The sequence below is a fragment of the Oceanihabitans sediminis genome (assembly GCF_003337215.1).
GTDB lineage: Bacteria > Bacteroidota > Bacteroidia > Flavobacteriales > Flavobacteriaceae > Oceanihabitans > Oceanihabitans sediminis.
Map to the genome: position 1 here is coordinate 24,049 of NZ_QPIG01000005.1, position 23,702 is coordinate 47,750.

Genomic DNA, 23,702 nt, shown 5'->3' on the forward strand with positions numbered 1-23,702 from the left:
TATATCTTATTTTTACTGCTATGAAATGGCAACAAGCACTTGCAGATTATAAAATGTATTTAAAGATAGAGCGTGGGTTATCACAAAACACAATTAATAACTATGCTTTAGATATTAACAAATTAATTAAACACTTAGAAGATAACAACATACAGGAATCTCCTTTAAGTATTTCTTCAGAAATTGTACAACAATTCATTTATGAAATTGCAAAAAAAGTAAATGCAAGATCTCAATCTAGAATCATTTCTGGCTTACGTAGTTTTTTCAATTATTTAGTCTTTGAAGATTATATTAAAACAAACCCTTTAGAATTAATTGAATCACCTAAAATAGGTAGAAAGCTTCCTGATACCTTAAGCGAAGAAGATATAAATACAATTATAAACGCTATAGATCTTAGCAAACCACTAGGAGAAAGAAATCGAGCCATACTAGAAACTCTTTATAGCTGTGGTTTACGCGTAAGCGAATTAATTAACTTAAAAATTTCCGATTTATTTTTTGAGGAAGGCTTTATAAAAGTTACTGGAAAAGGAGATAAACAGCGTTTTGTTCCTATAGTTCCTGAAACACAAAAAATAATCAACCTTTATAAAAACCAAGTAAGAGTTCATGACCCAATAAAAGAAGATTTTCAAGATATACTTTTTTTAAACCGAAGAGGAAAACAACTTACTAGAGCCATGATTTTCACCATTATCAAGCAATTGGCAGAAAAAGTAAATTTAAATAAGAATATTTCTCCGCATACTTTTAGACATTCCTTTGCTACACATTTACTAGAAAATGGCGCCGACTTAAGAGCTATACAACTCATGCTAGGTCACGAAAGTATAACTACAACAGAAATTTATATGCATGTAGATAAAAGTCACTTAAAGGATGTTATGAACACCTATCACCCTAGAAATTAAAGTGTTTCATCGATAAATTTCATTTCTTATCGATATTTTACTATATTTACTACATATTGTGTAAGTCATAACTGACTTATATATTGCCCCTTAATCCCTAGAACGAAAATATGAAGAATTCTATGACTGACAACAATCAGGGATTACATAACAATGCTCTTAAGTTCTTAGATGAAACAAAGTGGAAGGCTGGGTTAGATTATAGTGATATAGGCGTATGGGAATTAAACACATCTGATAACGAAATATTTCTTTCCAGCATCACAAAAAAAATAATTGGTTTTGAAACCGATGAAGATTTTGGTAATAAGCTTGAAGATTGGAACATTCGAGTACATCCTAATGACAAACAAAATTACCTAAAAACACTTAAAAAACACTTAGACGGAATCACACCTATATTCCAGTGTGAATATAGAATAAAGTGTAAGAACGATACTTACAAATGGATACTAGATAGAGGAATAGTAATTACATGGTTTGAATGTGGAAAACCAAAAAAAATTATTGGAACCGTAACAGATATATCCAACTCACATATAGCAAAAGACAAAACAATAAAAGCTTTAAACCTTGCTACGGAACAAAACAATAAACTTCGAAACTTTGCTCATATTGTTACACATAACCTAAAACAACATGCAGGGAACTTTGAAAGCTTATTAAACTTCTATAAAGAAGCCGAAACAGAAGAAGAAAAAAACGAACTAATAACCCATCTAAAAACAGTATCCGAATCTCTAACCAAAACTATTACAAACTTAAACCAAGTAGTGTCTGTTCAATCCGAAAAAAACAAAAAAACAGGTAAAATATATATTGCTAAAGAGGTAGATGATATTTTAAACTCTTTAGATTTTGTTATTTCTGAAAACAAAGCAACCATACACAACAACCTAGATCCACGACTATATATTTATTATAATTGCTCCTATTTTGAAAGTATTATTCAAAACCTTTTGACTAATGCAATTAAATACAGACATCCCGACAGAGATCCTATAATTACTATAAACAATACTTTTGAAAAGAATTTCATAAACTTATCTGTATCAGATAATGGACGTGGAATAGATCTTGATAAATTTGGAAAGGATGTCTTTGGACTATATAAAACCTTTCATTACAACGAAGACTCTGAAGGTGTTGGACTCTATCTCATCAAAAATCAAATTGAAACTTTTGGAGGTGAAATTACTGTTTCAAGCGTTGTAGGTGAAGGCACGACGTTCCATATTAAAATTAAAAACACAAAAATGTAAATTTCTAATAGCTTATTTACACCTAGTAACTATTACATAAAATTCTTACCAAAAACTCATTTTATCGTATATTTCTGCCTTTCATCTGTTAAAACAAATAAATTTATCTATATTGATTTTTAAAATAAAAATATTTTAATTTTCCGCACCCTAAATCAACGAAGTAATTTTATGACTAAAAAGAAGAAGTTTTACTCTAAAGTATTAAACTTTAAAACGAAATTTAAAATTGACGATTTCATTTCAAAATTTGCTTTAGAAAACTCTAACATAGGTGTATGGGATTATAACGCAATAGACAATACTGTAGTACACTCCGTTGAAGCTAAAAGAATATTAGGTATAGAGGAAGTAGAAGACGATAAAGTAACCTATAATTGGCACGAAAAAATACACCCTGAAGATGTAAATAAAGTAACTGAAAAGGTAGTGCAACACTTTAATGGCGAGACGCAAACCTACACAAGTGAGCATAGAATTTTATCTAAAGACGGAAGCTACAAGTGGGTAAAAGATACTGGAAAAGTAGTTGAACGTGATAAAGATGGAAATCACATACGCGTTATTGGTACTCTTATAGATATAAATGAACAGAAAAAACAAGAAGCGAATATAGAAAGTAAACAGTTAATTATAGAAAATCAGAATGAAAAGCTTAAAAACTTTTCACTTATGGTAATTCATAACTTAAAATCGCATACTGCAAACTTTGACAGCCTTTTAGACTTTTATGATGATGCCAAAGATGAACTTGAAAAAGATGAACTTATTGCCATATTAAAAACGGTAAATAAATCATTAACAAAAACTATTACTAGTTTAAGGGGTATTGTTACGGTAAGTACATCTAAAAACGATAATATTGAATGTATTCACCTTAAAAGTTTTATTGACAATGCCATTGGTCTTCTAACTATAAAAATTAAAAAGACAAATAGCATCATACATAATGAAGTAGATAGTGAAATATTTTTAGATTTTAACGCAGATTATATGGGAAGTATCATTCAGAATCTACTTTCAAATGCCATTAAATATAAACATCCAAGTAGATCTCCAATCATACATATTGAATCTAAAGTCACTGAAGAACATATAATCCTAACTTTTAAGGATAATGGTCTAGGAATAGATTTAGATAAGTTTGGTAATGAAATATTTGAATTATATAGAACCTTTCATCAAAATGAAGATGCCGAAGGTGTTGGCCTTTATTTAACAAAAAATCAAATTGAAGCCTTTAATGGTTCCATAGAAGTAGATAGTACTGTGAATGTAGGATCTACATTCACTATAAAGTTACCAAACAAAAAAGTCTAGCTAATTGCTAGACTTTTTTGGTACTTAAAGTTTTATTCTTATTTCGCAATATTTACAGCTCTTGTTTCACGAATTACTGTAACTTTTACTTGTCCTGGATAAGTCATATCCGTTTGAATCTTTTGTGAGATATTAAATGATAAGTCAGAAGCATTCTGATCTGAAACCTTTTCACTTTCAACTATTACTCTTAATTCTCTACCAGCTTGAATAGCGTATGCTTTCTTCACTCCTTGGAATCCAAAAGCAATATCTTCTAAATCTTTTAAACGTTGAATATAGCTATCTAAAACCTGTCTTCTTGCTCCTGGTCTTGCTCCTGAAATAGCATCACAAACCTGAACAATAGGAGAAAGTAATGAGGTCATTTCAATTTCATCATGGTGGGCTCCAATAGCATTAATTACATCTTCTTTTTCACCAAACTTCTCTGCCCATTGCATACCAAGTATTGCGTGTGGTGTTTCCATATCTGCTTCTGCATCTGGCACTTTTCCTATATCATGTAATAGCCCAGCTCTTTTTGCTAACTTAGGGTTTAAACCTAATTCTGCTGCCATTACACCACAAAGCTTTGCAACTTCTCTTGAGTGTTGTAAAAGGTTTTGTCCGTAAGAAGAACGATATTTCATTCTACCTACCATTTTAATTAACTCTGGGTGTAAGTTGTGAATACCTAAGTCTATAACAGTACGTTTACCTACTTCAATAATCTCCTGCTCAATTTGCTTTTGTGTTTTTCTAACTACTTCTTCAATTCTTGCAGGGTGAATTCTACCATCTGTAACTAATTTATGTAAAGATAATCTAGCTACCTCTCTTCTTACAGAGTCAAAACAAGAAAGAATAATTGCTTCTGGTGTATCATCTACAATAATCTCTACTCCTGTAGCAGCTTCAATGGCACGAATATTTCTTCCTTCTCTACCAATAATTCTACCTTTAACATCATCTGATTCAATATTGAAAACCGATACACAGTTATCTACTGCCTCTTCTGTTCCAATGCGTTGAATAGTGTTAATTATAATCTTTTTAGCTTCTTGTTGTGCAGTCATTTTCGCCTCTTCAAGAGTGCTTTGTACAAAAGCCATAGCTTCATTCTTTGCTTCGCCTCTTAAAGATTCTACTAACTGTTGCTTAGCTTCTTCTGCTGAAAGACTAGAGATAACTTCTAGCTGCTCTATTTGGCTTCTATGTAATCTATCTACTTCTTCTTGCTTTTTCTCTATGATATCTAATCTATAATCGTAGTCTTTGATCTTAGCTTCAATTTCAGCGTTGTTTTTCTTAGCTTTTGAAAGTTCACTAGATACTTGAGATTCTTTATCACGAATACGTTTCTCTGCATCAGACATTTTTTTGTCTCTAGAGAAAATAACTTTTTCGTGCTCTGATTTTAATTCAATAAATTTTTCTTTTGCTTGAAGAATTTTGTCTTTTTTAATTGACTCTCCTTCACTTTTAGCTTCTTTAAGGATGGAAGCTGCAGATTTTTTAGCATTTTTAATTATTTTAGATGCATTCTTTTTTTCTAGTATTTTAGAAATTATGTATCCTATAATAAGTCCTATTACTATTCCTAGTATAGTTAGTATAATTGGGTTATCCATGTTAGTTATTTAGTTTTATTATATAAAAAAGCCTACACCAGTATAAAGTTTTGTATAAACTCCTTAAAAACAAGTTTAGGGCTAACAAGCTGATCAAGTATCTGTTCTAAGACAGCTCGCTTTTACAACTTAAACTCACCCTTTTTAAAGAATTAACGTTGAGTTTATCAAAAAAAATAACCAATGCAGGCAGTAACCTTTATTTTATTTAAAGAACGTATTAAGAATCTAAATGTACATCTAAAACTTCATTCAAAGCGCGAAGCTTCTCCTCTACTTGTTCATTCAAATTTTCCTTATCTATAATTTGTTGTTCTGTTTGAGACGCAAATTGCAAAGCACACATGGCTAATACATCTTGTTTATCTTTAACGGAATAACTTTGCTCAAATTGTGTAATCATAGCATCAATCTTCTTAGCTGCTTTACGCAAACCTTCCTCCTGCTTCGGATGAATGTTTAATGGGTAAACCCTATTTGCTATAGATAGCTTTATTTTAAGCTGTTCTGCCATGATAATTGTTTGGTATTAATCAGAGAGTTGTGCGATACAATGATCTATTTCTCTTATTAATGCATTTATTTTAAGCTTTGTTTCTCTTTTATTATCATCACTGCCAAGCATAGAATTTGCTAATTTGAGCGCTTCGTATTTATCTTGCCAAACAACTAAAAGCTGTTCTTTTTCTTGAAGCTCCTGATTAGATGAATGTAAAGCCTCTTGTAGTTTTCTATTAGCTTGCTCCAAATCTCTTTGTTTTTGCAATACTTTGCTAATTTTTTTCTCTAAAGCATCTACAATATCTTCAATATGACTCATTTACAAATTCAGTACTTATATCACAAAGTTAACATACCTAAAGTTAAATAGCAATAATTTTTTCTATTAAAATCAAAAAAAAAGTAAAAACATTAGCTATCAATACAATGGCTCAGAAATTGCTATAAAGTTTGTAGATTTATAGCAAATTAATACATTCGCAGGAGAACATAATATTATGAGAATTCTATTTATTTTACTGTTTTATTCTACTTCTTTAAGTTTTGCTCAGGAGAAATACCCAACAGATTATTTTGCTCCTCCTCTAGACATCACACTTATTGCATCTGGAACTTTTGGAGAACTACGTTCTAATCATTTCCACTCTGGATTAGATATTAAAACGCAACAACGCCAAGGCTTAAAAGTTTATGCTTCTGCTGAAGGCTATGTAAGTAGAATTAAAATTTCTCATTTTGGCTATGGAAAAGCTTTATATATAACTCATCCCAACGGTTACACTACTGTTTATGGTCACTTACAAAAGTTTTCCGATGAGATTGAAGCTTATGTAAAAAAGCGACAATATGAAGAAGAATCTTTTGAAATTGAATTATTCCCGAACTCAGATGAAATCACAGTAAATAAAGAGGAGGTAATTGCTTATTCCGGAAATACTGGAGGTTCTGGAGGTCCGCATTTACATTTTGAAATTAGAGATAACCAAGAAAGACCAATGAATCCATTACTTTTTGGTCTGGACATTAAGGATACTACAAAACCAATTATTACTGAGGTTTATGCTTATCCTATTGGAAAAGATGCTCACGTAAATAAATCTAGAAACAAACAGAAACTACGATTGATTGATGATAGAAACGGAGGCTATACCGTTGAAAATATTGAAGCTTACGGAAAAATAGGTTTTGCAATAGCATCCATAGATAGACAAGATTTGGCTGCCAATAAAAATGGCGTATATAATATTCAGACCCGATTTAATGGTAATTTATTATTCGAATTGGATTTCAAGCGCTTCTCTTTTAGTGAAACCAGACATCTCAATAGATTAATTGATTACGAACATTATCAAACCAAAAAGCAAAGACTTCAAAAGTTATTTGTTCAACCTAACAATCCGTTAAGTATGTATAAAAACGTGGTAGATGACGGATATGTAGTTGTAGAAGACAGCACTTCTTCCGTTTATAAAGTACGTGTAAGCGATTTAAAAAACAATGAGGCTTGGCTTCAAATAAACATCAAAGGAGTTAAAACCGATGTTGTAGAACCTGCAGATGAGAAAACTTCGCCATATTATATTTTCGCTAATCAAGAACAAAGTTTAAAATTAGATCGTGTGAGTGTCGATATTCCAAGGAATACATTTTACGACGATTTCTTTATAGATTTTAATGTGAAGAATGATACTTTAACACTTCATAAAGACATTATTCCTGCAATGAAGTATTTTGATATTAGCTATAATTTAAGCGGCTACAAAACAGAAGATATAAACAAACTTTATATTGCAAGACTGGTTGGCTATAATGATTATCCACTTTACTCCAACACCAAACGAAGAGGAAGTATTTTAACCACAAGCACTAGAACTTTAGGAAAATATGCTTTGGCAGTAGACACTACTCCACCAACCATAACGCCTATTAACTTTACCAAAGGAAAATGGCTGAGCAAGTATCGTTTCTTAAAAATAAAAATTGAAGATAAAGAGTCGGGAATCTCTAATTATAGAGCAACTATTAACGGAAAATGGATTCTTACCGAATACGATTATAAAACAAAAACATTAACTTACGACTTCAATGATGCGGTTTCCATAGAAACAAAAAATATTTTAAAAGTAATTGTTACAGATAATGTTGGAAATAATTCTACTTTTGAAACGATGTTTTACCGAAAATAAAAAAGAACTATCTTGAATAATAAACTGCAATTCTTAACGCCGCTTTTTTTACTGCTTCCCTTTTTTGTGTTAGCACAAACAGGAACTTTAAGAGGAGTCATTCTAGACGAATTCAATAAACCTGTAGAAAACGTAAATATTATAGCCGATAATCTTGGAACAACTACCAATGAAAACGGTTTTTACCTTTTAAAAATACCGGCAAATAAAGATGTAAGAGTTACTTTTTCGCATATTTCCTTAAAACAAACAACTGCAACATTTCATTTAGAAAACGGAGAAGAATTAGAGTTCAATCCGGTGTTACAAACCAATATCGAGCAAATAGCAACCGTTGTTATTTCCGGTAGAAAACGAAAGGACGTAGAAGGAATTGTAACCCTAAACCCTGCAACAATTAGAAAAATACCAAGTGCTAATGCTGGAGTTGAAAATTTATTAAAAACACTTCCTGGAGTAAGTAGCAATAATGAACTAAGTACGCAGTACTCTGTTCGTGGTGGAAATTACGATGAAAACCTAGTTTATGTTAATGGAATTGAAGTATATAGACCGTTCTTAATTCGTTCAGGACAACAGGAAGGACTTAGTTTTGTGAATACCGATTTAGTGCAGAATGTAGATTTTTCGGCTGGAGGTTTTCAAGCGAAATACGGAGACAAACTTTCTTCTGTTTTAGATATCACTTATAGAACACCTACCGATTTTGGAGTTTCCGCAGATATGAGTTTACTAGGCGGAAGTCTTTCTGTCGAAGGAGTTAGCGATAATTCAAAATTAACAGGTATTGTTGGAGTTCGTTACAGGGATAACAGTTTATTGGTTAATGCTAAAGAAACAGAAACTAATTACGATCCTAAATTTCTAGATGTGCAATCGTACATCACCTATAAGTTCACAGATAAGTTTAGCTTGAGTTTCTTAGGAAATGCTTCGCTTAATAAATATAATTACGAGCCAAAAACTCGACAAACAAACTTTGGTACACTATCAGATCCCATCGCTTTATTAGTTTTTTACGAAGGACAAGAAAAAGATGCATACCAAACACTTTTTGGCGCAATACAAGGAAGTTATAAAGTTCATGAGAATTTAAATTTAAATCTTGTAGCTTCTACCTACCATACTACAGAGGAAGAGTATTTCGATATTTTAGCTCAATATAGATTAGGAGAAGTGAACACCAATATTGGTGATGAAGACCTTGGTGAAGTAGAATTTAGTGAAGGTATTGGCGGACAATTAAATCACGGTAGAAACGATTTAGATGCACTTATTACCACCATTGAACATAAAGGAGATTATAAAATAAACGATAACAATTTTGAGTGGTCTGTTAAATATACTAACGAAGATATTCGCGACAGATTAGTTGAATGGGAAGTAATTGATTCTGCCGGGTTTTCAATAAATCCACCTAATCTAGAGCAATTCAATCAGCAGCCATATCAGCCAAATGAATACCCTATAACAGCTTATCAAAACGTAAGAGCTACCAATAATACAGCTATCAATAGAATTCAAGCTTATTTACAATGGAGTAAAAGAAGTAATATTGGCGAACATGATGTTTGGTACAATCTAGGTGTAAGAGCTCATAATTGGAAGGTTGAAGGTGACGGAATAGAAAGTAATTCGCAAACCGTTTTTAGCCCTAGAGCACAGTTTGCTATCAAACCAAATTGGGAAAAAGACATGCTTTTTAGGTTCGGAACTGGATACTATTACCAACCTCCTTTTTACAGAGAATTACGCGACCAAAATGGAACAGTACAACCAGAAGTAAAAGCACAACAATCTATTCATTTTGTATTAGGTAACGATTATAGCTTCCAAATGTGGGATAGACCATTTAAGCTAACTACCGAAGCTTATTATAAAAAACTACAAGATGTAAATCCATATACTGTTGAAAATGTTAGAATACGCTACAGAGCAGATAATAATGCCGAAGCTTATGCATACGGATTAGACTTACGCTTAAACGGTGAGTTTGTTCCAGGAACAGAATCTTGGTTTAGTTTTGGCTACCTTAAAACAGAAGAAAATATAGATGATCGCGGATATATTGCAAGACCAACCGATCAACGATTAAAATTTGCGGCTTTGTTTCAGGACTATATTCCTAACATGCCAGATTTCAAAATGTACCTGAACCTTGTTTATAACACAGGACTTCCAGGAGGCTCTCCTAGTTATGCAGACCCATATGTATATCAAAACCGATTACCAGATTATAAACGTGCCGATTTAGGTTTACAATACGTTATAGTAGATACTAATAAGCAATTTAATTCCGGATGGAGAAAATCTTTTGAAGAATTAGCTTTAGGGTTTGAAATCTATAATGTTTTTGACGTACAAAACTCCATTACAAACACATGGGTTAGAGATGTTTATACCAAGCGTCAATATGCAATTCCAAACTACTTAACCCCAAGGGTTTTTAATGTTAGATTAAGTATGAAGTTTTAACATATTTTTTGAAATACCAATTCAAAATACATGTAATTTTATATATACATTCAAACAATATTATTCTTTAAAGTAAGTGAACCAAAAGTTTAGAAATATTATAACTTTCTTCCTGCTAATAGCCTATAGTTTTAGCATTGGTTTTCCTATTCAAGATTATCTAATTTCTTCCGTTTTAGATGAAGATACACAACAAGAAGTATCTGCTAATCTTTCTGAAGTTAAAACTCCAGTATTATCTGTTTTTCCAGATTTAGAACCGGAATTAAGTAAAACAGCAGATAATTTTATAGGCTTTCAAAACAAAGACTTTAAAGATGTTTTCCTGCTTACTATACATGCTGAATCTTATACTACAAATAAAGACAAGCAATATTTAAGCAGTAGTAAGAATATTTACCCTGGATTAGATAAGGCTACACTCCTATACCCTTTCCATAGTTTTCTATAGTATACCGTTTTTTATTTACTGATTTGGCTTCCTTTCTTAAAGAATGGAAACAAACACATTTCTATTTCTTGATTTTTACATCAAGAGACAAACACTCTATAACAAATAAAAAACATTTAAAATGGATACAACAAGCACATTCATAGGAATTGCAATAGCTCTTATTATAGCTCTAGCAATAATTTTAATACAAGCAACTCAAAAAAAGCAAATGAAAAAATCTAAAAAAGTTTTTATTGATTTAGCTGCGAAAAATAATTTAAAAATCACAGAACCTGAATTCTGGGGAACTTATTATGCAATTGCAATAGACGAAAAAGCAAACAAACTTATTTACTCTAAAATAATTGACGATACGCATAATGAAACTATTCTAGACTTAAGCACAGTTGCAAAGTGCGAAGTAATCATAACTAGCACTAGTTTAAAAAATAAAACAGAAATTGATACAATAGACTTAGCTATCAATTACAAAAACCCAAGTAAAGCTAAGGAGGTTTTAGAGTTTTATAATGTAGATACAAACTTCCAAATGAACAATGAAACAGAACTCATAGAAAAATGGAAAAATGAAATTGAAAGTAAGATTATGAATAAGGCACAAGCAGCTTAATTGCCATAGCGCTTATAAACAAAAAAAGCTCCAAATTAAACTATGGAGCTTTTTTTTTATTAGGAATCTATTTCTTTTACTTAGAAACCGATTCTATTTCAGCAATAAATCTATCAGCTAAAGTATCTGCTTCTTCTTGAGATTTTGCTTCTGTATATATTCTAATAATTGGTTCGGTATTACTCTTACGTAAGTGTACCCAGTTTTCCGGAAAATCAATTTTTACCCCATCAATAGTAGTGATATTTTCATTAGCATAACGAGATTTCATAGCTTCTAAAATAGCATCTACATTAATTTCTGGCGTTAATTGAATTTTCTTTTTACTCATAAAGTAGCTAGTGTATGTTTTACGTAACTCGCTTACTTTCATTTCTTTTTCAGCTAAAAGACTTAAAAATAATGCAACACCTACAAGAGAATCTCTTCCGTAGTGTAATTCTGGGTAAATAATTCCTCCGTTACCTTCTCCACCAATAACAGCCTTATTTTTCTTCATTAATTCCACAACATTTACTTCTCCTACAGCACTTGCTTCGTATGTTCCTCCATGCTTTTCAGTAACATCGCGTAATGCTCTTGAAGAACTCATATTACTCACGGTGTTTCCTGGAGTTTTACTTAACACATAATCTGCACAAGCAACTAAGGTGTATTCTTCTCCAAACATTTCACCATTTTCATCCATAAATGCTAATCTATCTACATCTGGATCTACCACAATACCAAAATCTGCACGTTCCTTAACTACCATTTCAGACAAGTCTGTTAAATGCTCTTTTAAAGGTTCTGGGTTATGTGGAAAGTGTCCTGTAGGATCACAATATAATTTTACAGGCTCTACTCCTAATCTTTCTAATAATTCTGGAATTGCAATTCCTCCAGTAGAATTTACTCCGTCAACAACAACTTTAAACTTCGCATCTTTAATAGCGTCTACATTTACTAGGCCTAAGTTTAAAACCTCGTCAATATGCAAATCTATATACGCATCGTTTCTGGTTATTTTTCCTAAGAAATCTACTTCAGAAAACTCCATTTCATCCGCTTCAGCAATCTCTAAAATCTTTTCTCCTTCAGTACCATTTAAAAATTCTCCTTTAGCATTTAAAAGTTTTAATGCATTCCATTGTTTAGGATTATGACTAGCCGTTAAAATAATACCTCCATCTGCATGCTCCATAGGAACTGCAACCTCTACGGTTGGAGTTGTTGACAAACCTAAATCTACAACGTGAATACCTAATCCTACTAAAGTATTCATAACCAAATTCTGAATCATTTCACCAGAAATCCTAGCATCTCTACCTACTACAACTTTATAATTTTCTTTATTAAGTTGCGATTTTAACCATGTACCGTATGCTGCAGCAAATTTCACTGCGTCAATAGGAGTTAAGTTCTCTCCAACTTGCCCTCCAATAGTTCCTCTAATTCCTGAAATTGATTTTATTAATGTCATAAATTTTAATTTTTAACAAATATACAATTAGAAATTTGTAAAACTAAAATCGTAATTCGTAAATTCACGAAATGAATTTTTTAGCACATATTTATCTCTCTGGAAACAACGAAATGCTTAGTATTGGCAACTTTATTGCCGATGCTATTAGAGGTAATAAATACGACACCTACCCCGAAGAAATACAAACCGGAGTTCTGCTACACAGGCAAATAGATAGCTTTACCGATGCTCATAAAACTTTTAGAAAAAGCACGAAAAAATTACATAAAAACTACAGTCATTACGCTGGTGTTATAGTAGATATTATTTACGATCACTTTTTAGCTAAAAATTGGAGTAAGTATTCCGATATTCCTTTAGAAGTATTTGCAGAAAACTTCTACCAATTGTTACAAGATAATTTTGATTTACTCCCAAGTAAAACACAAAAAATGCTTCCTTATTTGACTACACAAAACTGGCTAGTTAGTTATGCTACCATAGAAGGAATCACCGAAGTTTTAGAAGGAATGAATAGAAGAACAAAGAGTCGTTCTAAAATGAATTTAGCCGTAAACGAATTACAAGAACACTACGAAGAATTTGAAGCAGAATTCACCAGTTTTTTTGAAGAGCTCATCACTTTTTCTAATGAAAAATTAAAAGAACTACAATCTCAAAAATAGAAATAGCAATATGAAAAAACACCTTTTTTTACTACTAATAAGCATTGCCTTTTTATCCTGTAAAGAGAATACCAAAAAGCAAACCACAGGACTAATTACACAAAAAGCAATGGTAGTTTCTGCTCGCGTGGAAGCTTCTAAAATAGGAAGCGACATCATGAAACAAGGCGGTAACGCTTTTGATGCCATGCTTGCAACAGATTTAGCGCTTGCTGTAGCCTATCCCTATGCGGGGAATATTGGTGGTGGCGGATTTATGGTATATCGTTTAGCAGATGGCGAAATCGGTGCTTTAGACTACAGAGAAAAAGCTCCAATGGCAGCAAGTAAAGACATGTATCTTGACTCTTTAGGAAATGTAATCCCCAATTTAAGTACTCGCGGAGCACTTGCTGTTGGTGTTCCTGGAACCGTAGCCGGGACTTTTGAAGCTCATAAACGCTTTGGAAAACTACCTATTGAAACCATCATGAAACCGGTTATAGAACTTGCAAAAAAAGGAGTTGTTGTTACCAAAAAACAAGAACTACGTATTGCAGAAAAACAAGAAGATTTCAAAAAAGCCAATACATCCGATTTTCTATTTTCTAAAAAATGGAAAGAAAAGGACACCATTAAATACCATAAACTTGCAGAAACCCTTACGCGTATTATGCAAAATGGTCCGGAAGAATTTTACAAAGGAAAAACGGCTAAAATTCTTGCAAATCATATTCAAGAAAATGGCGGGATTATAACCGAAGAAGATTTAGCTAACTACAAACCTAAATGGAGAAAACCTATTACTTTTTCTTATGATGATTTAAATATTATTTCTATGTCTCCTCCTTCAAGTGGCGGAATTTGTTTAGCACAAATTATGAAAATGATAGAACCTTATGATTTAAAAGAACTTGGACACAATTCTCAAAGAGCAATACAAGTCATTACCGAAGCTGAGCGAAGAGCTTATGCAGATAGAAGCTTCTATTTAGGAGACCCTGATTTTGTCACTGTTCCTCAGGAACAATTAATAAGCGATGCCTATTTACAAGGCAGAATGCTAGATTTTTCTTTTGAGAAAGCTACCAAATCTAAAGATGTTTCTCATGGAAATGTAGAAATCATCGAAAGTGATGAAACTACCCACTACTCTATTGTAGACCCTTTCGGAAATGCCATTGCTGTAACCACAACTTTAAATTCCGGTTTTGGTTCTAAACTTTTTTGTAGCGAATTAGGTTTCTTTTTAAACAATGAAATGGACGACTTTTCTAGTAAACCTGGTGTTCCTAATGTATACGGATTGGTTGGTGCTGAAGCAAATAGTATTCTTCCAGAAAAACGCATGTTAAGTTCTATGACGCCTACTATCGTAGAGAAAAACGGAAAATTACACATGGTAGTCGGTACTCCTGGAGGATCTACTATCATCACTTCGGTTTTACAAACTATTTTAAATGTACATGAATATGATATGACAATGCAAGAGGCTGTAAATGCACCTCGTTTCCATCACCAATGGCTGCCAGATGAAATTCGTATGGAGCCTAATTCTTTTCCTTCTGAAACTATTCAAGCATTAAAAGATAAATCATATACAATTAACGAAGAAGATTCACCTGTTATTGGTCAAGTAGACGCCATTCTTGTTTTAGAAAATGATACTTTAGAAGGAGGAGCAGATAGACGTGGTGATGATGCTGCGGCAGGATTTTAATTTAAAATATACTAAACCATGAATCTAGACCTAGTAATACTTACACAAAAAGAATATATCCAACCAGAAGAAATTGATAATTACGCAAAAAACGTGCTTTACGAAGATGAATTGCTGGTGAAAGCTTTTCAAAAGCAAAACTTAAAAGTAAAACGCATTGCTTGGGACGATCCACACTTTGATTTTAAATCTACCAAATACGCGTTATTTAGAGCTACTTGGGATTATTTTCATCGATTCGAAGAGTTTTCCTCTTGGCTAGAGAAAGTTTCTAAAGAAACTATCTTATTAAATTCTGAAAATATTATCCGTTGGAATATAGACAAGCACTACCTCTTAGATTTACAAAAAAAAGGCATCCATATAGCCGAAACATATTATATTGAACAAGGTGCTACCGAAACTTTGGAAGAATTACATAAGAAATGGAATTTACAAGAAACCGTACTAAAACCTTGTGTATCTGGTGCTGCTAGACACACCTACAAACTACATAAAAACAATATCAAGGAGCATGAAAGTATTTTTGCCGATTTAATAAAAAAAGAAGCAATGATGGTGCAGCCCTTTCAATATAATATTGTTGAAAAAGGAGAAATTTCCATGATGGTTTTTAACGGAAAATTCACGCATGCCATATTAAAAACTGCCAAAGAAGGTGACTTCAGGGTACAAGATGATTTTGGCGGAAGTATTCAAAATTACACACCAACACCCGAAGAAATTACCTTTGCAGAAAACAGCATACAAGCTTGTCCGGAACCTCCTATCTACGCTAGAGTGGATATTTTTGAAGATAATAATGGTAAAATAGCACTTTCAGAACTAGAGCTTATTGAGCCTGAATTATGGTTTAGAAAACATCCAGAAGCAGCAGATGTTTTAGCAAAAGCAATAAAAAATAAATTAGCATAGAAAGCATTTCAAATGGCGAAAAAGAAAAAAACAAGTATCAAAAAAGTTTTAAAAATTATTATAGGAGCTATTGTTTTTCTAACCCTACCAAGCTTCCTGTTTTTTGGTTTTCTTTATTTTAAATATAATGAAGAATTACCTTCAGGAATCTCTGGAGAACAAGCAGAAATCCTAGCTTCAAAAATGCTAGATGCTTTAGATTATGAAAAATATAAAGCTACAGACTATATAGAATTCACCTTTAAGAAAAGACATCATTACAAATGGAATAAAGCCAAAAACACCTGCGAAGTATACTGGAAAAATTACAAGGTACATCTTGATTTAGAAAACAACGCAAATAGCAAAGCTTACCAAGCAGAAGTAGAAATAAGTAACACAGAAGAAGCAAAACAACTAATTCAAAAAGCTTTAGATTACTTTAATAACGATACTTTTTGGCTCGTAGCACCCTATAAGGTTTTTGACCCAGGAACAGAACGAAAAATCGTAAAGACAGAAAACCATGAAGATGCACTTTTAGTTACTTATACTTCTGGAGGATCTACTCCTGGAGATTCCTACTTATGGAAACTAAACGAAAAAGGAAAACCAATTAGTTTTAAATTATGGACATCCATTTTACCGATTGATGGTATAGAAGCTAGTTGGTCAGATTGGACAACCACAGAAACTGGGGCGCAATTACCAACATTTCATAAAATGTTATTTCTAGGAATAGAACTCGATGATATAAAAACAACGCAGTCACCAAAATCAGAAATTTTAGAAGAAATTCCACAATAAACCTAGCAAGGCATCCTAAAAAATCCAATTTCAATATACTTCTAAAAGACAAGTAAAAACCTTATCTTTGCAACTTTGCCAATTTATGTCCAAATTCGAAGAAAATATTGAAGTTCAAGGTGCTCGTGTTCATAATTTAAAGAACATAGACGTTACCATTCCTAGAGAAAAACTAGTAGTAATCACTGGTTTGTCTGGTAGTGGAAAATCCTCACTTGCATTTGATACTATTTATGCAGAGGGGCAGCGTCGTTATATCGAAACATTTTCGGCTTATGCAAGACAGTTTCTTGGCGGATTAGAACGTCCGGATGTAGATAAAATTGACGGACTTTCACCTGTAATTGCTATTGAGCAAAAAACTACAAGTAAGTCACCACGATCTACCGTAGGAACTATAACAGAAATTTACGATTTTTTACGTCTGCTATTTGCTAGAGCAAGTGATGCTTATAGTTATAATACTGGCGAAAAAATGGTGAGCTATAATGATGAGCAAATAAAATCGCTAATCATTGAAAGCTACAACGGAAAACGCATAAACATTCTTGCTCCTGTAGTACGTTCTAGAAAAGGACATTATAGAGAATTATTTGAGCAAATTGCTAAGCAAGGCTTTGTAAAAGTTCGTGCAGATGGCGAAATAAAAGACCTTGTAAAAGGCATGAAACTAGACAGATACAAAAATCATGATATTGAGATTGTAATTGACAGGCTAAAAATTGATGACACAGTTGATAACGATAAACGTTTAACCGAAACCATCAATACTGCCATGTATCATGGTGATGATGTTCTAATGGTTTTAGATCAGGATTCGCAAGAAACGCGATTCTTCAGTAGAAATCTAATGTGTCCGTCTTCTGGAATCTCATACCCTAATCCAGAACCAAATAACTTTTCTTTCAATTCCCCTAAAGGTGCTTGCCCAAAATGCAACGGAATAGGTACTTTATACCAAGTGAATGAAGATAAAATTATTCCAGACGATGCTATTTCTATAAAAAATGGTGCACTTGCTCCACATGGTCCAGAAAAGAATTCATGGATTTTTAAGCAATTAGAACTAATAGCACAACGCTATAATTTCAAATTAAGCGATCCGTTTAAATCCATTCCTGCGGAAGCTAAACAAATGATTTTATATGGTGGAAATGAAAAATTCACTGTAGATAGCAAGACCTTAGGAATTAAAAGAGATTATAAAATAGATTTTGAAGGAGTTGCCAATTTTATTGAAAGCCAATACAGAAATGCCGATTCTACTTCGTTAAAACGTTGGGCAAAAGAGTATATGGATAAAGTAAACTGCAACGAATGTAACGGTGCTCGTTTACGTCAAGAATCTCTTTACTTCAAAATAAACAATCTAAATATAGCAGAACTTGCTAATAAAGATATTATTGATTTATCAGAGTGGTTTCATGATTTAGAAAATCATCTTTCTAAAACGCAATTAAAAATTGCCGAAGAAATTATTAAGGAAATCAAAACAAGATTACAGTTTTTATTAGATGTAGGTTTAAATTACCTTTCTTTAAACCGAAGCTCTAAATCCCTTTCCGGTGGTGAGGCACAACGTATTAGACTTGCAACACAAATAGGTTCGCAGCTAGTTGGGGTGCTTTATATTCTAGATGAACCAAGTATTGGCTTGCACCAACGAGATAATGAAAAACTAATAAATTCTTTAATTGCTCTACGCGATGTAGGAAACTCTGTAATTGTAGTAGAACACGATAAAGACATGATTGAACGCGCAGATCATGTTATTGATATCGGTCCGAAAGCTGGAAAATACGGAGGAGAAATCATTAGCCAAGGAACGCCACAAGAACTTTTAAAACAACATACCCTTACTGCAGATTACCTAAACGGCACCAAAGAAATTGAGGTTCCTAAAAAACGTAGAGAAGGCAACGGTAACTTCTTAGAGCTTAAAGGTTGTACAGGAAATAACTTAAAAAACATTTCGGTAAAACTTCCTTTAGGAAAAATGATTGGTATCACGGGAGTTTCCGGTAGTGGAAAATCAACGCTAATCAACGAAACCCTCTACCCTATTTTAAATGCCTATTATTTCAATGGGGTAAAAAAACCAATGCCTTACAAAAGCATAAAAGGTTTAGAGCATATTGATAAGGTAATTGATATAAACCAATCTCCTATTGGTAGAACTCCACGAAGTAATCCTGCGACCTACACTAAGACTTTTGACGAAATTAGAAGTCTTTTTGCTAAGATTCCGGAGGCTATGATTCGTGGGTATAAACCAGGAAGGTTTAGTTTTAACGTAAAAGGAGGACGCTGCGAAACTTGTCAAGGTGGCGGATTACGAGTGATAGAAATGAATTTCCTTCCAGATGTTTATGTGGAATGTGAAACCTGCCAAGGAAAACGCTTCAATCGTGAAACACTTGAAATTCGTTACAAAGGAAAAAATATTAGTGATGTATTAAACATGACTATTACAGAAGCAGTAGAGTTTTTTGAGCATATTCCGAAGATTCATAAAAAACTAAAAACCATCAAAGATGTTGGTTTAGGTTATATCACCCTAGGACAACAAAGTACTACTCTTTCTGGTGGAGAAGCACAGCGTATCAAGCTTGCTACCGAATTAAGTAAACGCGACACAGGTAATACTTTTTATATCCTAGACGAACCTACTACCGGTCTACATTTTGAAGACATTAGGGTGCTTATGATAGTGCTAAACAAATTAGCTGACAAAGGAAATACCGTCTTAATTATAGAACATAATCTAGATGTTATTAAAACCGTAGATTATATTATTGATATAGGTTACGAAGGCGGAAAAAATGGTGGGGAAATTATCGTTGAAGGTACTCCTGAAGAAGTTGCAAATCATAAAACAAGTTACACAGCTAAATTTTTAAAGAAAGAACTGAAGCAAAAATAATCCAGCGGCTATTTTTGTTAAAGTGCTGAAAAAAGAGTTAAATTAGCAAGTTGAGTAAATTTGACTGCAGTTTATGCTGCGCGAAAAATTAATATAAAAAAACAGAAAATTAAATACTAAAATACATGAGAAAAGAACAACATCACAAAGGTTGGAATGAAAGTAAGACAAATGATTCTTGGGCGATTTTTAAAATCATGGGAGAATTTGTTAATGGTTATGAAAAATTAAGCAGAATTGGACCTTGTGTTTCCATCTTTGGATCAGCAAGAACCAAACCAGAAGATAAATACTATAAATTAACAGAAAGAGTTGCTAATAAAATTGTAGACCATGGTTATGGAGTTATCACCGGAGGTGGACCAGGAATTATGGAAGCAGGTAACAAAGGTGCACATCTTGGAGGTGGTACTTCTGTTGGTTTAAATATCGACTTACCTTTTGAGCAACATGATAACCCTTATATCGATCACGATAAAAGTTTAGATTTCGATTACTTTTTCGTTCGTAAAGTAATGTTCGTAAAATACTCTCAAGGTTTCGTTGTGATGCCAGGAGGTTTCGGGACCCTAGACGAATTATTTGAAGCAATCACTCTAATTCAAACAAATAAGATTGAAAAATTCCCAATCATTCTTGTAGGAACAGAATTCTGGGAAGGTTTATTTGAATGGGTAAAAACTACCTTATTAGATAAATTCAACAATATTAGCCCTAAGGATATGGATTTAATCCATCTTGTAGATACAGAAGATGAGGTTATAGATATTCTAGACGCTTGGTATAAAGAATACGGATTCAGTCCTAACTTCTAAGAAAAAAACTTCTTAAAACTGATAATTCTAAAGATTAGATTTATCAGTTTTTTTTTTTTATTCTAATCCTTCTACAATTTCAAGTTTCATTCTCTTTATAGAAAAGTTATTTTTTAATATTTTAGGAGAAATTTCAGCGGAAAAAACTTCCATAAATTAAAATCACAAAACAGCTATTTTTTCTGTTTTTCAAAAGGAATATATTATATTACAAATCCTAAATATGAATGTACAACCTATAAATTCCTAGAAAGTAAATTGAAATTTCGTTTTATACTTTTTATACTATTCACTTTCCTGTGTTTTTCTAGCTTTAGTCAAAATAAAATAGACTTAAAAGCGGAATTCCATATAGAGGATAAGCAGATAAAAATATCTCAAACCATTGAATATAAAAATACTTCAAACGACACTTTACAAGAGATTTACTTAACAGATTGGAGTAATAGTTACGCTGCTAAAAATACTCCCCTAGCAAAACGCCTAGCCGAAGAATATAAAAACGAATTTCACTTTGCTAAAAACGAAGACAGAGGATTTACCGTAATTACTTCTTTAAAACAGAATGAATCTGAGCTTAAACACAAAAGACTAAAAAACCAGATTGATATTATTCATGTGGAACTAAAGGAAGCCTTCCTTCCGAAGGAAACATATAAGCTTCAGCTAAACTATCTGGTACAAATTCCTAATTCTAAATTTACTCGCTACGGAATTACAAGTGATAATAATATCAACCTTAAATATTGGTATATCACCCCTGTTGTTTATGACGGGAAATGGAATTACTTCAGTAATAAAGATCTAGACGATGCTTATATTCCTTTAGCAGATAAAAACTTTGAAATCACCTATCCTGAGGAGTATATCCTAACTTCAGAATTAGATGAGGTTAAAAGCACCAAGGAAGAACATAAAATAACTACGATATTAACTGGAAAAGATAGAGTAAACACTAAACTACATTTACTTCTAGCTCCAGAATTTAATACCGTAGAAACAGATTACTTTAGTATTGTTTCTAATATAGACGAAGAAAATCTACACCAACTTGACCGAGTAATTATCACGGATAAAGTTGCTGGTTTTATTAGTAGAAACCTTGGTGAATATCCGCATAAACGATTAGTAGTTTCTTCTATTGATTACCGAAAAAGCCCTATTTACGGACTAAATTCGCTACCTAGTTTTATTCGCCCCTTTCCAGATCATTTTCAATATGAATTAAAACTTCTAAAAACCTCCCTACATAATTATTTAGAAAATGTACTGCTTATAAACCCAAGAAAAGACCAATGGTTAGTCAACGGAATTAAGACTTACTATCTAATGAAATATGTAGAGGAGCATTATCCAAACATGAAAATATTTGGAACACTTTCTGATTTTTGGGGAATAAAATCCTTTCGTGCTGCACAATTAGATTTTAACGACCAATACAACTTACTGTATATGAATATGGCTAGAACTCATATAGACCAGCCATTGACTATGCAAAAGGATTCCTTGTTGAAGTTTAATAAAAACATTGCAAACCCAAACAAAGCTGCTATCGGTTTTCAATATCTAAACAGCTATGATGAAAGTATCAATATAGAAAAATCACTTCAAGAATTTATTAGCAAACAAAAACTTCAAACTACTTCTACAAAAGACTTTGAAGATTTTATAAAACCGAAAGCATCTAAAAACATCGATTGGTTTTTTGATGAATTCTTAAAAACCTCAAACAAAATAGATTATAAGATTAAGCATATAAAAAAAGGAAAAGACTCCATAAAAGTCCTTATTAGAAACAAGACAAAAACCAAAATGCCCTCTTCTATCTTCGCTTTAAAAAATGAAGAAACACTCTCTAAAACCTGGATAGATAATATTCAAGGAACAGATACCTTAGTACTTGCTATATCTGAAGCTAATAAACTTGTAATTAACCATGATAAAATTACTCCGGAATTAAACAACAGGAATAATACGAGGCCATTAAAACCTTCTTTACTTAATAAACCAATACAAATAAGATTATTAAAAGACGTTGAAGATACTAGATACAATCAGGTATTAATCATGCCGATTGTAGAATTTAATAATATTTACGACGGATTTGTTTTAGGAACAAAAGCATATAACAAAACCATGCTTCACAAGGATTTTACCTATAAAATAGCTCCAGAATACGGATTAAAATCTAAGTCCTTAACAGGTTCGGCAAACTTGATTTATCATCAATACTTTAAAGATGTAAAGAATCTATATAAAATTCAATATGTTCTAACCGGAAGCTACTCAAGCTACGCACCAGATCTTTTTGTTACTGCTTTTCAACCAATTGTTTCTTTTACTTTTAGAGACACAGAAAATCTAAGAGCAAATAAAAGAGGCTTCTTAAACTTTAGATACGTTAGTATTCATAGAGATAAAGACGTAAATAATATTCTTTTAGAAAAAGCAGAACCAAACTATAATGTTTTCAATATTAGGTATGTAAACTACAACCCTGGTTTGATTGAACATACTAGTTGGTTTGCAGACTTTCAAGCTTCTCAGACATTTAGTAAAGTTTCATTTAACTATGAGTTTAGAAAACTATACCCTAGCAATAGACAACTGAATGTAAGATTCTTTGTTGGAGCATTCTTAAAGAACAAAAACCCGGCAACAAGCAATTATTTCAGTTTTGCTTTAGACAGACCTACAGATTACTTATTTGACTATGACTACTTAGGAAGATCGGAAAGCACAGGTATATTTAGTCAGCAGTTAATTATAGCAGAAGGAGGATTTAAATCAAAACTAGCAACACCTTACGCTAACCAATGGATGGCAACAACAAATATAAGTACATCCATTTGGCAGTATATTCATGTTTATGGAGATATAGGTACTGTGAAAAACAAGAGTCGTGGTGCTAAGTTTGTTTATGATTCTGGATTACGAATCAACTTAGTCGAAGATTATTTTGAAATATTCTTCCCTGTTTACTCTAATCTAGGTTGGGAAATTGCAGAACCTAATTACAGCCAACATATTCGTTTTAAATTTACAGCAGACCTACATTCCCTTCTCGGACTTTTCAGAAGAAGATGGTACTAGTTT

The 23,702-nt window shown here is 32.5% G+C and carries 18 protein-coding genes and 1 other RNA gene; 14 read left to right on the forward strand and 5 right to left on the reverse strand.

Annotation, left to right across the window (positions count from 1 at the left end; translation table 11 throughout):
• Positions 1–20: 20 nt before the first annotated feature.
• From xerD to DU428_RS11510, 3 genes are all read left to right on the forward strand, one after another.
• Positions 21–917 carry a site-specific tyrosine recombinase XerD gene (xerD, locus tag DU428_RS11500; RefSeq protein ID WP_113966659.1) on the forward strand — a complete coding sequence of 299 codons (897 nt, stop codon included), beginning with the start codon at positions 21–23 and terminating at the stop codon, positions 915–917.
• Between the two features lie 122 nt (positions 918–1,039).
• Positions 1,040–2,179, forward strand: a complete 1,140-nt coding sequence (locus DU428_RS11505; RefSeq protein WP_072352302.1) for a sensor histidine kinase — start codon at positions 1,040–1,042, stop codon at positions 2,177–2,179.
• Positions 2,180–2,350: 171 nt separating this feature from the next.
• Positions 2,351–3,499 (forward strand): sensor histidine kinase, encoded by a 1,149-nt coding sequence (locus DU428_RS11510; protein WP_072352226.1) that lies wholly within the window; start codon positions 2,351–2,353, stop codon positions 3,497–3,499.
• Positions 3,500–3,537: 38 nt separating this feature from the next.
• Here the strand turns inward: DU428_RS11510 and rny are convergent, their stop codons facing one another.
• From rny to DU428_RS11530, 4 genes are all read right to left on the reverse strand, one after another.
• The gene (rny, locus tag DU428_RS11515; protein WP_072352227.1) at positions 3,538–5,112 is read right to left on the reverse strand and encodes a ribonuclease Y; all 1,575 of its coding nucleotides are present in this window, start codon (positions 5,110–5,112) and stop codon (positions 3,538–3,540) included.
• Positions 5,113–5,168: 56 nt separating this feature from the next.
• Positions 5,169–5,276, reverse strand: a non-coding RNA gene (ssrS, locus tag DU428_RS11520) — 6S RNA.
• A gap of 56 nt (positions 5,277–5,332) precedes the next feature.
• On the reverse strand, positions 5,333–5,626 hold the full coding sequence (locus DU428_RS11525) for a cell division protein ZapA (RefSeq protein WP_072352228.1): 294 nt from the start codon (positions 5,624–5,626) through the stop codon (positions 5,333–5,335).
• A gap of 15 nt (positions 5,627–5,641) precedes the next feature.
• Positions 5,642–5,932, reverse strand: a complete 291-nt coding sequence (locus DU428_RS11530) for a hypothetical protein (RefSeq protein ID WP_072352229.1) — start codon at positions 5,930–5,932, stop codon at positions 5,642–5,644.
• 178 nt (positions 5,933–6,110) lie between these two features.
• On the opposite strand from DU428_RS11530, the gene DU428_RS11535 reads away from it, so the two are divergent.
• The 4 genes from DU428_RS11535 to DU428_RS11550 all read left to right on the forward strand — a co-directional run bounded on the left by DU428_RS11535 (position 6,111) and on the right by DU428_RS11550 (position 11,338).
• Positions 6,111–7,799, forward strand: coding sequence for a M23 family metallopeptidase (locus DU428_RS11535; protein WP_072352230.1), 1,689 nt, complete (start codon positions 6,111–6,113; stop codon positions 7,797–7,799).
• A gap of 12 nt (positions 7,800–7,811) precedes the next feature.
• Positions 7,812–10,274 carry a TonB-dependent receptor gene (locus DU428_RS11540; RefSeq protein ID WP_243633529.1) on the forward strand — a complete coding sequence of 821 codons (2,463 nt, stop codon included), beginning with the start codon at positions 7,812–7,814 and terminating at the stop codon, positions 10,272–10,274.
• Positions 10,275–10,350: 76 nt separating this feature from the next.
• Positions 10,351–10,725, forward strand: coding sequence for a hypothetical protein (locus DU428_RS11545; protein WP_072352231.1), 375 nt, complete (start codon positions 10,351–10,353; stop codon positions 10,723–10,725).
• A gap of 121 nt (positions 10,726–10,846) precedes the next feature.
• Complete coding sequence (locus DU428_RS11550) at positions 10,847–11,338, forward strand: hypothetical protein (RefSeq protein ID WP_072352232.1); 492 nt, start codon at positions 10,847–10,849, stop codon at positions 11,336–11,338.
• Positions 11,339–11,414: 76 nt separating this feature from the next.
• On the opposite strand, the gene glmM is transcribed toward DU428_RS11550, so the two are convergent.
• On the reverse strand, positions 11,415–12,800 hold the full coding sequence (gene glmM, locus DU428_RS11555; RefSeq protein WP_072352233.1) for a phosphoglucosamine mutase: 1,386 nt from the start codon (positions 12,798–12,800) through the stop codon (positions 11,415–11,417).
• A gap of 71 nt (positions 12,801–12,871) precedes the next feature.
• Between glmM and DU428_RS11560 the strand changes: the two genes are divergently transcribed.
• The 7 genes from DU428_RS11560 (at position 12,872) to DU428_RS11590 (ending at position 23,699) form a co-directional block, all read left to right on the forward strand.
• Positions 12,872–13,468, forward strand: coding sequence for an acyl carrier protein phosphodiesterase (locus DU428_RS11560; RefSeq protein ID WP_072352234.1), 597 nt, complete (start codon positions 12,872–12,874; stop codon positions 13,466–13,468).
• A gap of 10 nt (positions 13,469–13,478) precedes the next feature.
• Entirely contained in the window at positions 13,479–15,167 is a 1,689-nt protein-coding gene (gene ggt / locus DU428_RS11565) for a gamma-glutamyltransferase (protein WP_072352235.1), read from the forward strand.
• A gap of 18 nt (positions 15,168–15,185) precedes the next feature.
• Positions 15,186–16,082, forward strand: coding sequence for an ATP-grasp domain-containing protein (locus tag DU428_RS11570; RefSeq protein ID WP_072352236.1), 897 nt, complete (start codon positions 15,186–15,188; stop codon positions 16,080–16,082).
• Positions 16,083–16,094: 12 nt separating this feature from the next.
• Positions 16,095–16,868 carry a hypothetical protein gene (locus DU428_RS11575; RefSeq protein ID WP_072352237.1) on the forward strand — a complete coding sequence of 258 codons (774 nt, stop codon included), beginning with the start codon at positions 16,095–16,097 and terminating at the stop codon, positions 16,866–16,868.
• A gap of 85 nt (positions 16,869–16,953) precedes the next feature.
• Entirely contained in the window at positions 16,954–19,791 is a 2,838-nt protein-coding gene (uvrA, locus tag DU428_RS11580) for an excinuclease ABC subunit UvrA (RefSeq protein ID WP_113966660.1), read from the forward strand.
• A gap of 125 nt (positions 19,792–19,916) precedes the next feature.
• Positions 19,917–20,606: an LOG family protein gene (locus DU428_RS11585; protein ID WP_072352239.1), complete on the forward strand. Its 690-nt coding sequence runs from the start codon at positions 19,917–19,919 to the stop codon at positions 20,604–20,606.
• Between the two features lie 258 nt (positions 20,607–20,864).
• Positions 20,865–23,699, forward strand: a complete 2,835-nt coding sequence (locus tag DU428_RS11590; RefSeq protein ID WP_113966661.1) for a gluzincin family metallopeptidase — start codon at positions 20,865–20,867, stop codon at positions 23,697–23,699.
• Positions 23,700–23,702: the final 3 nt, after the last annotated feature.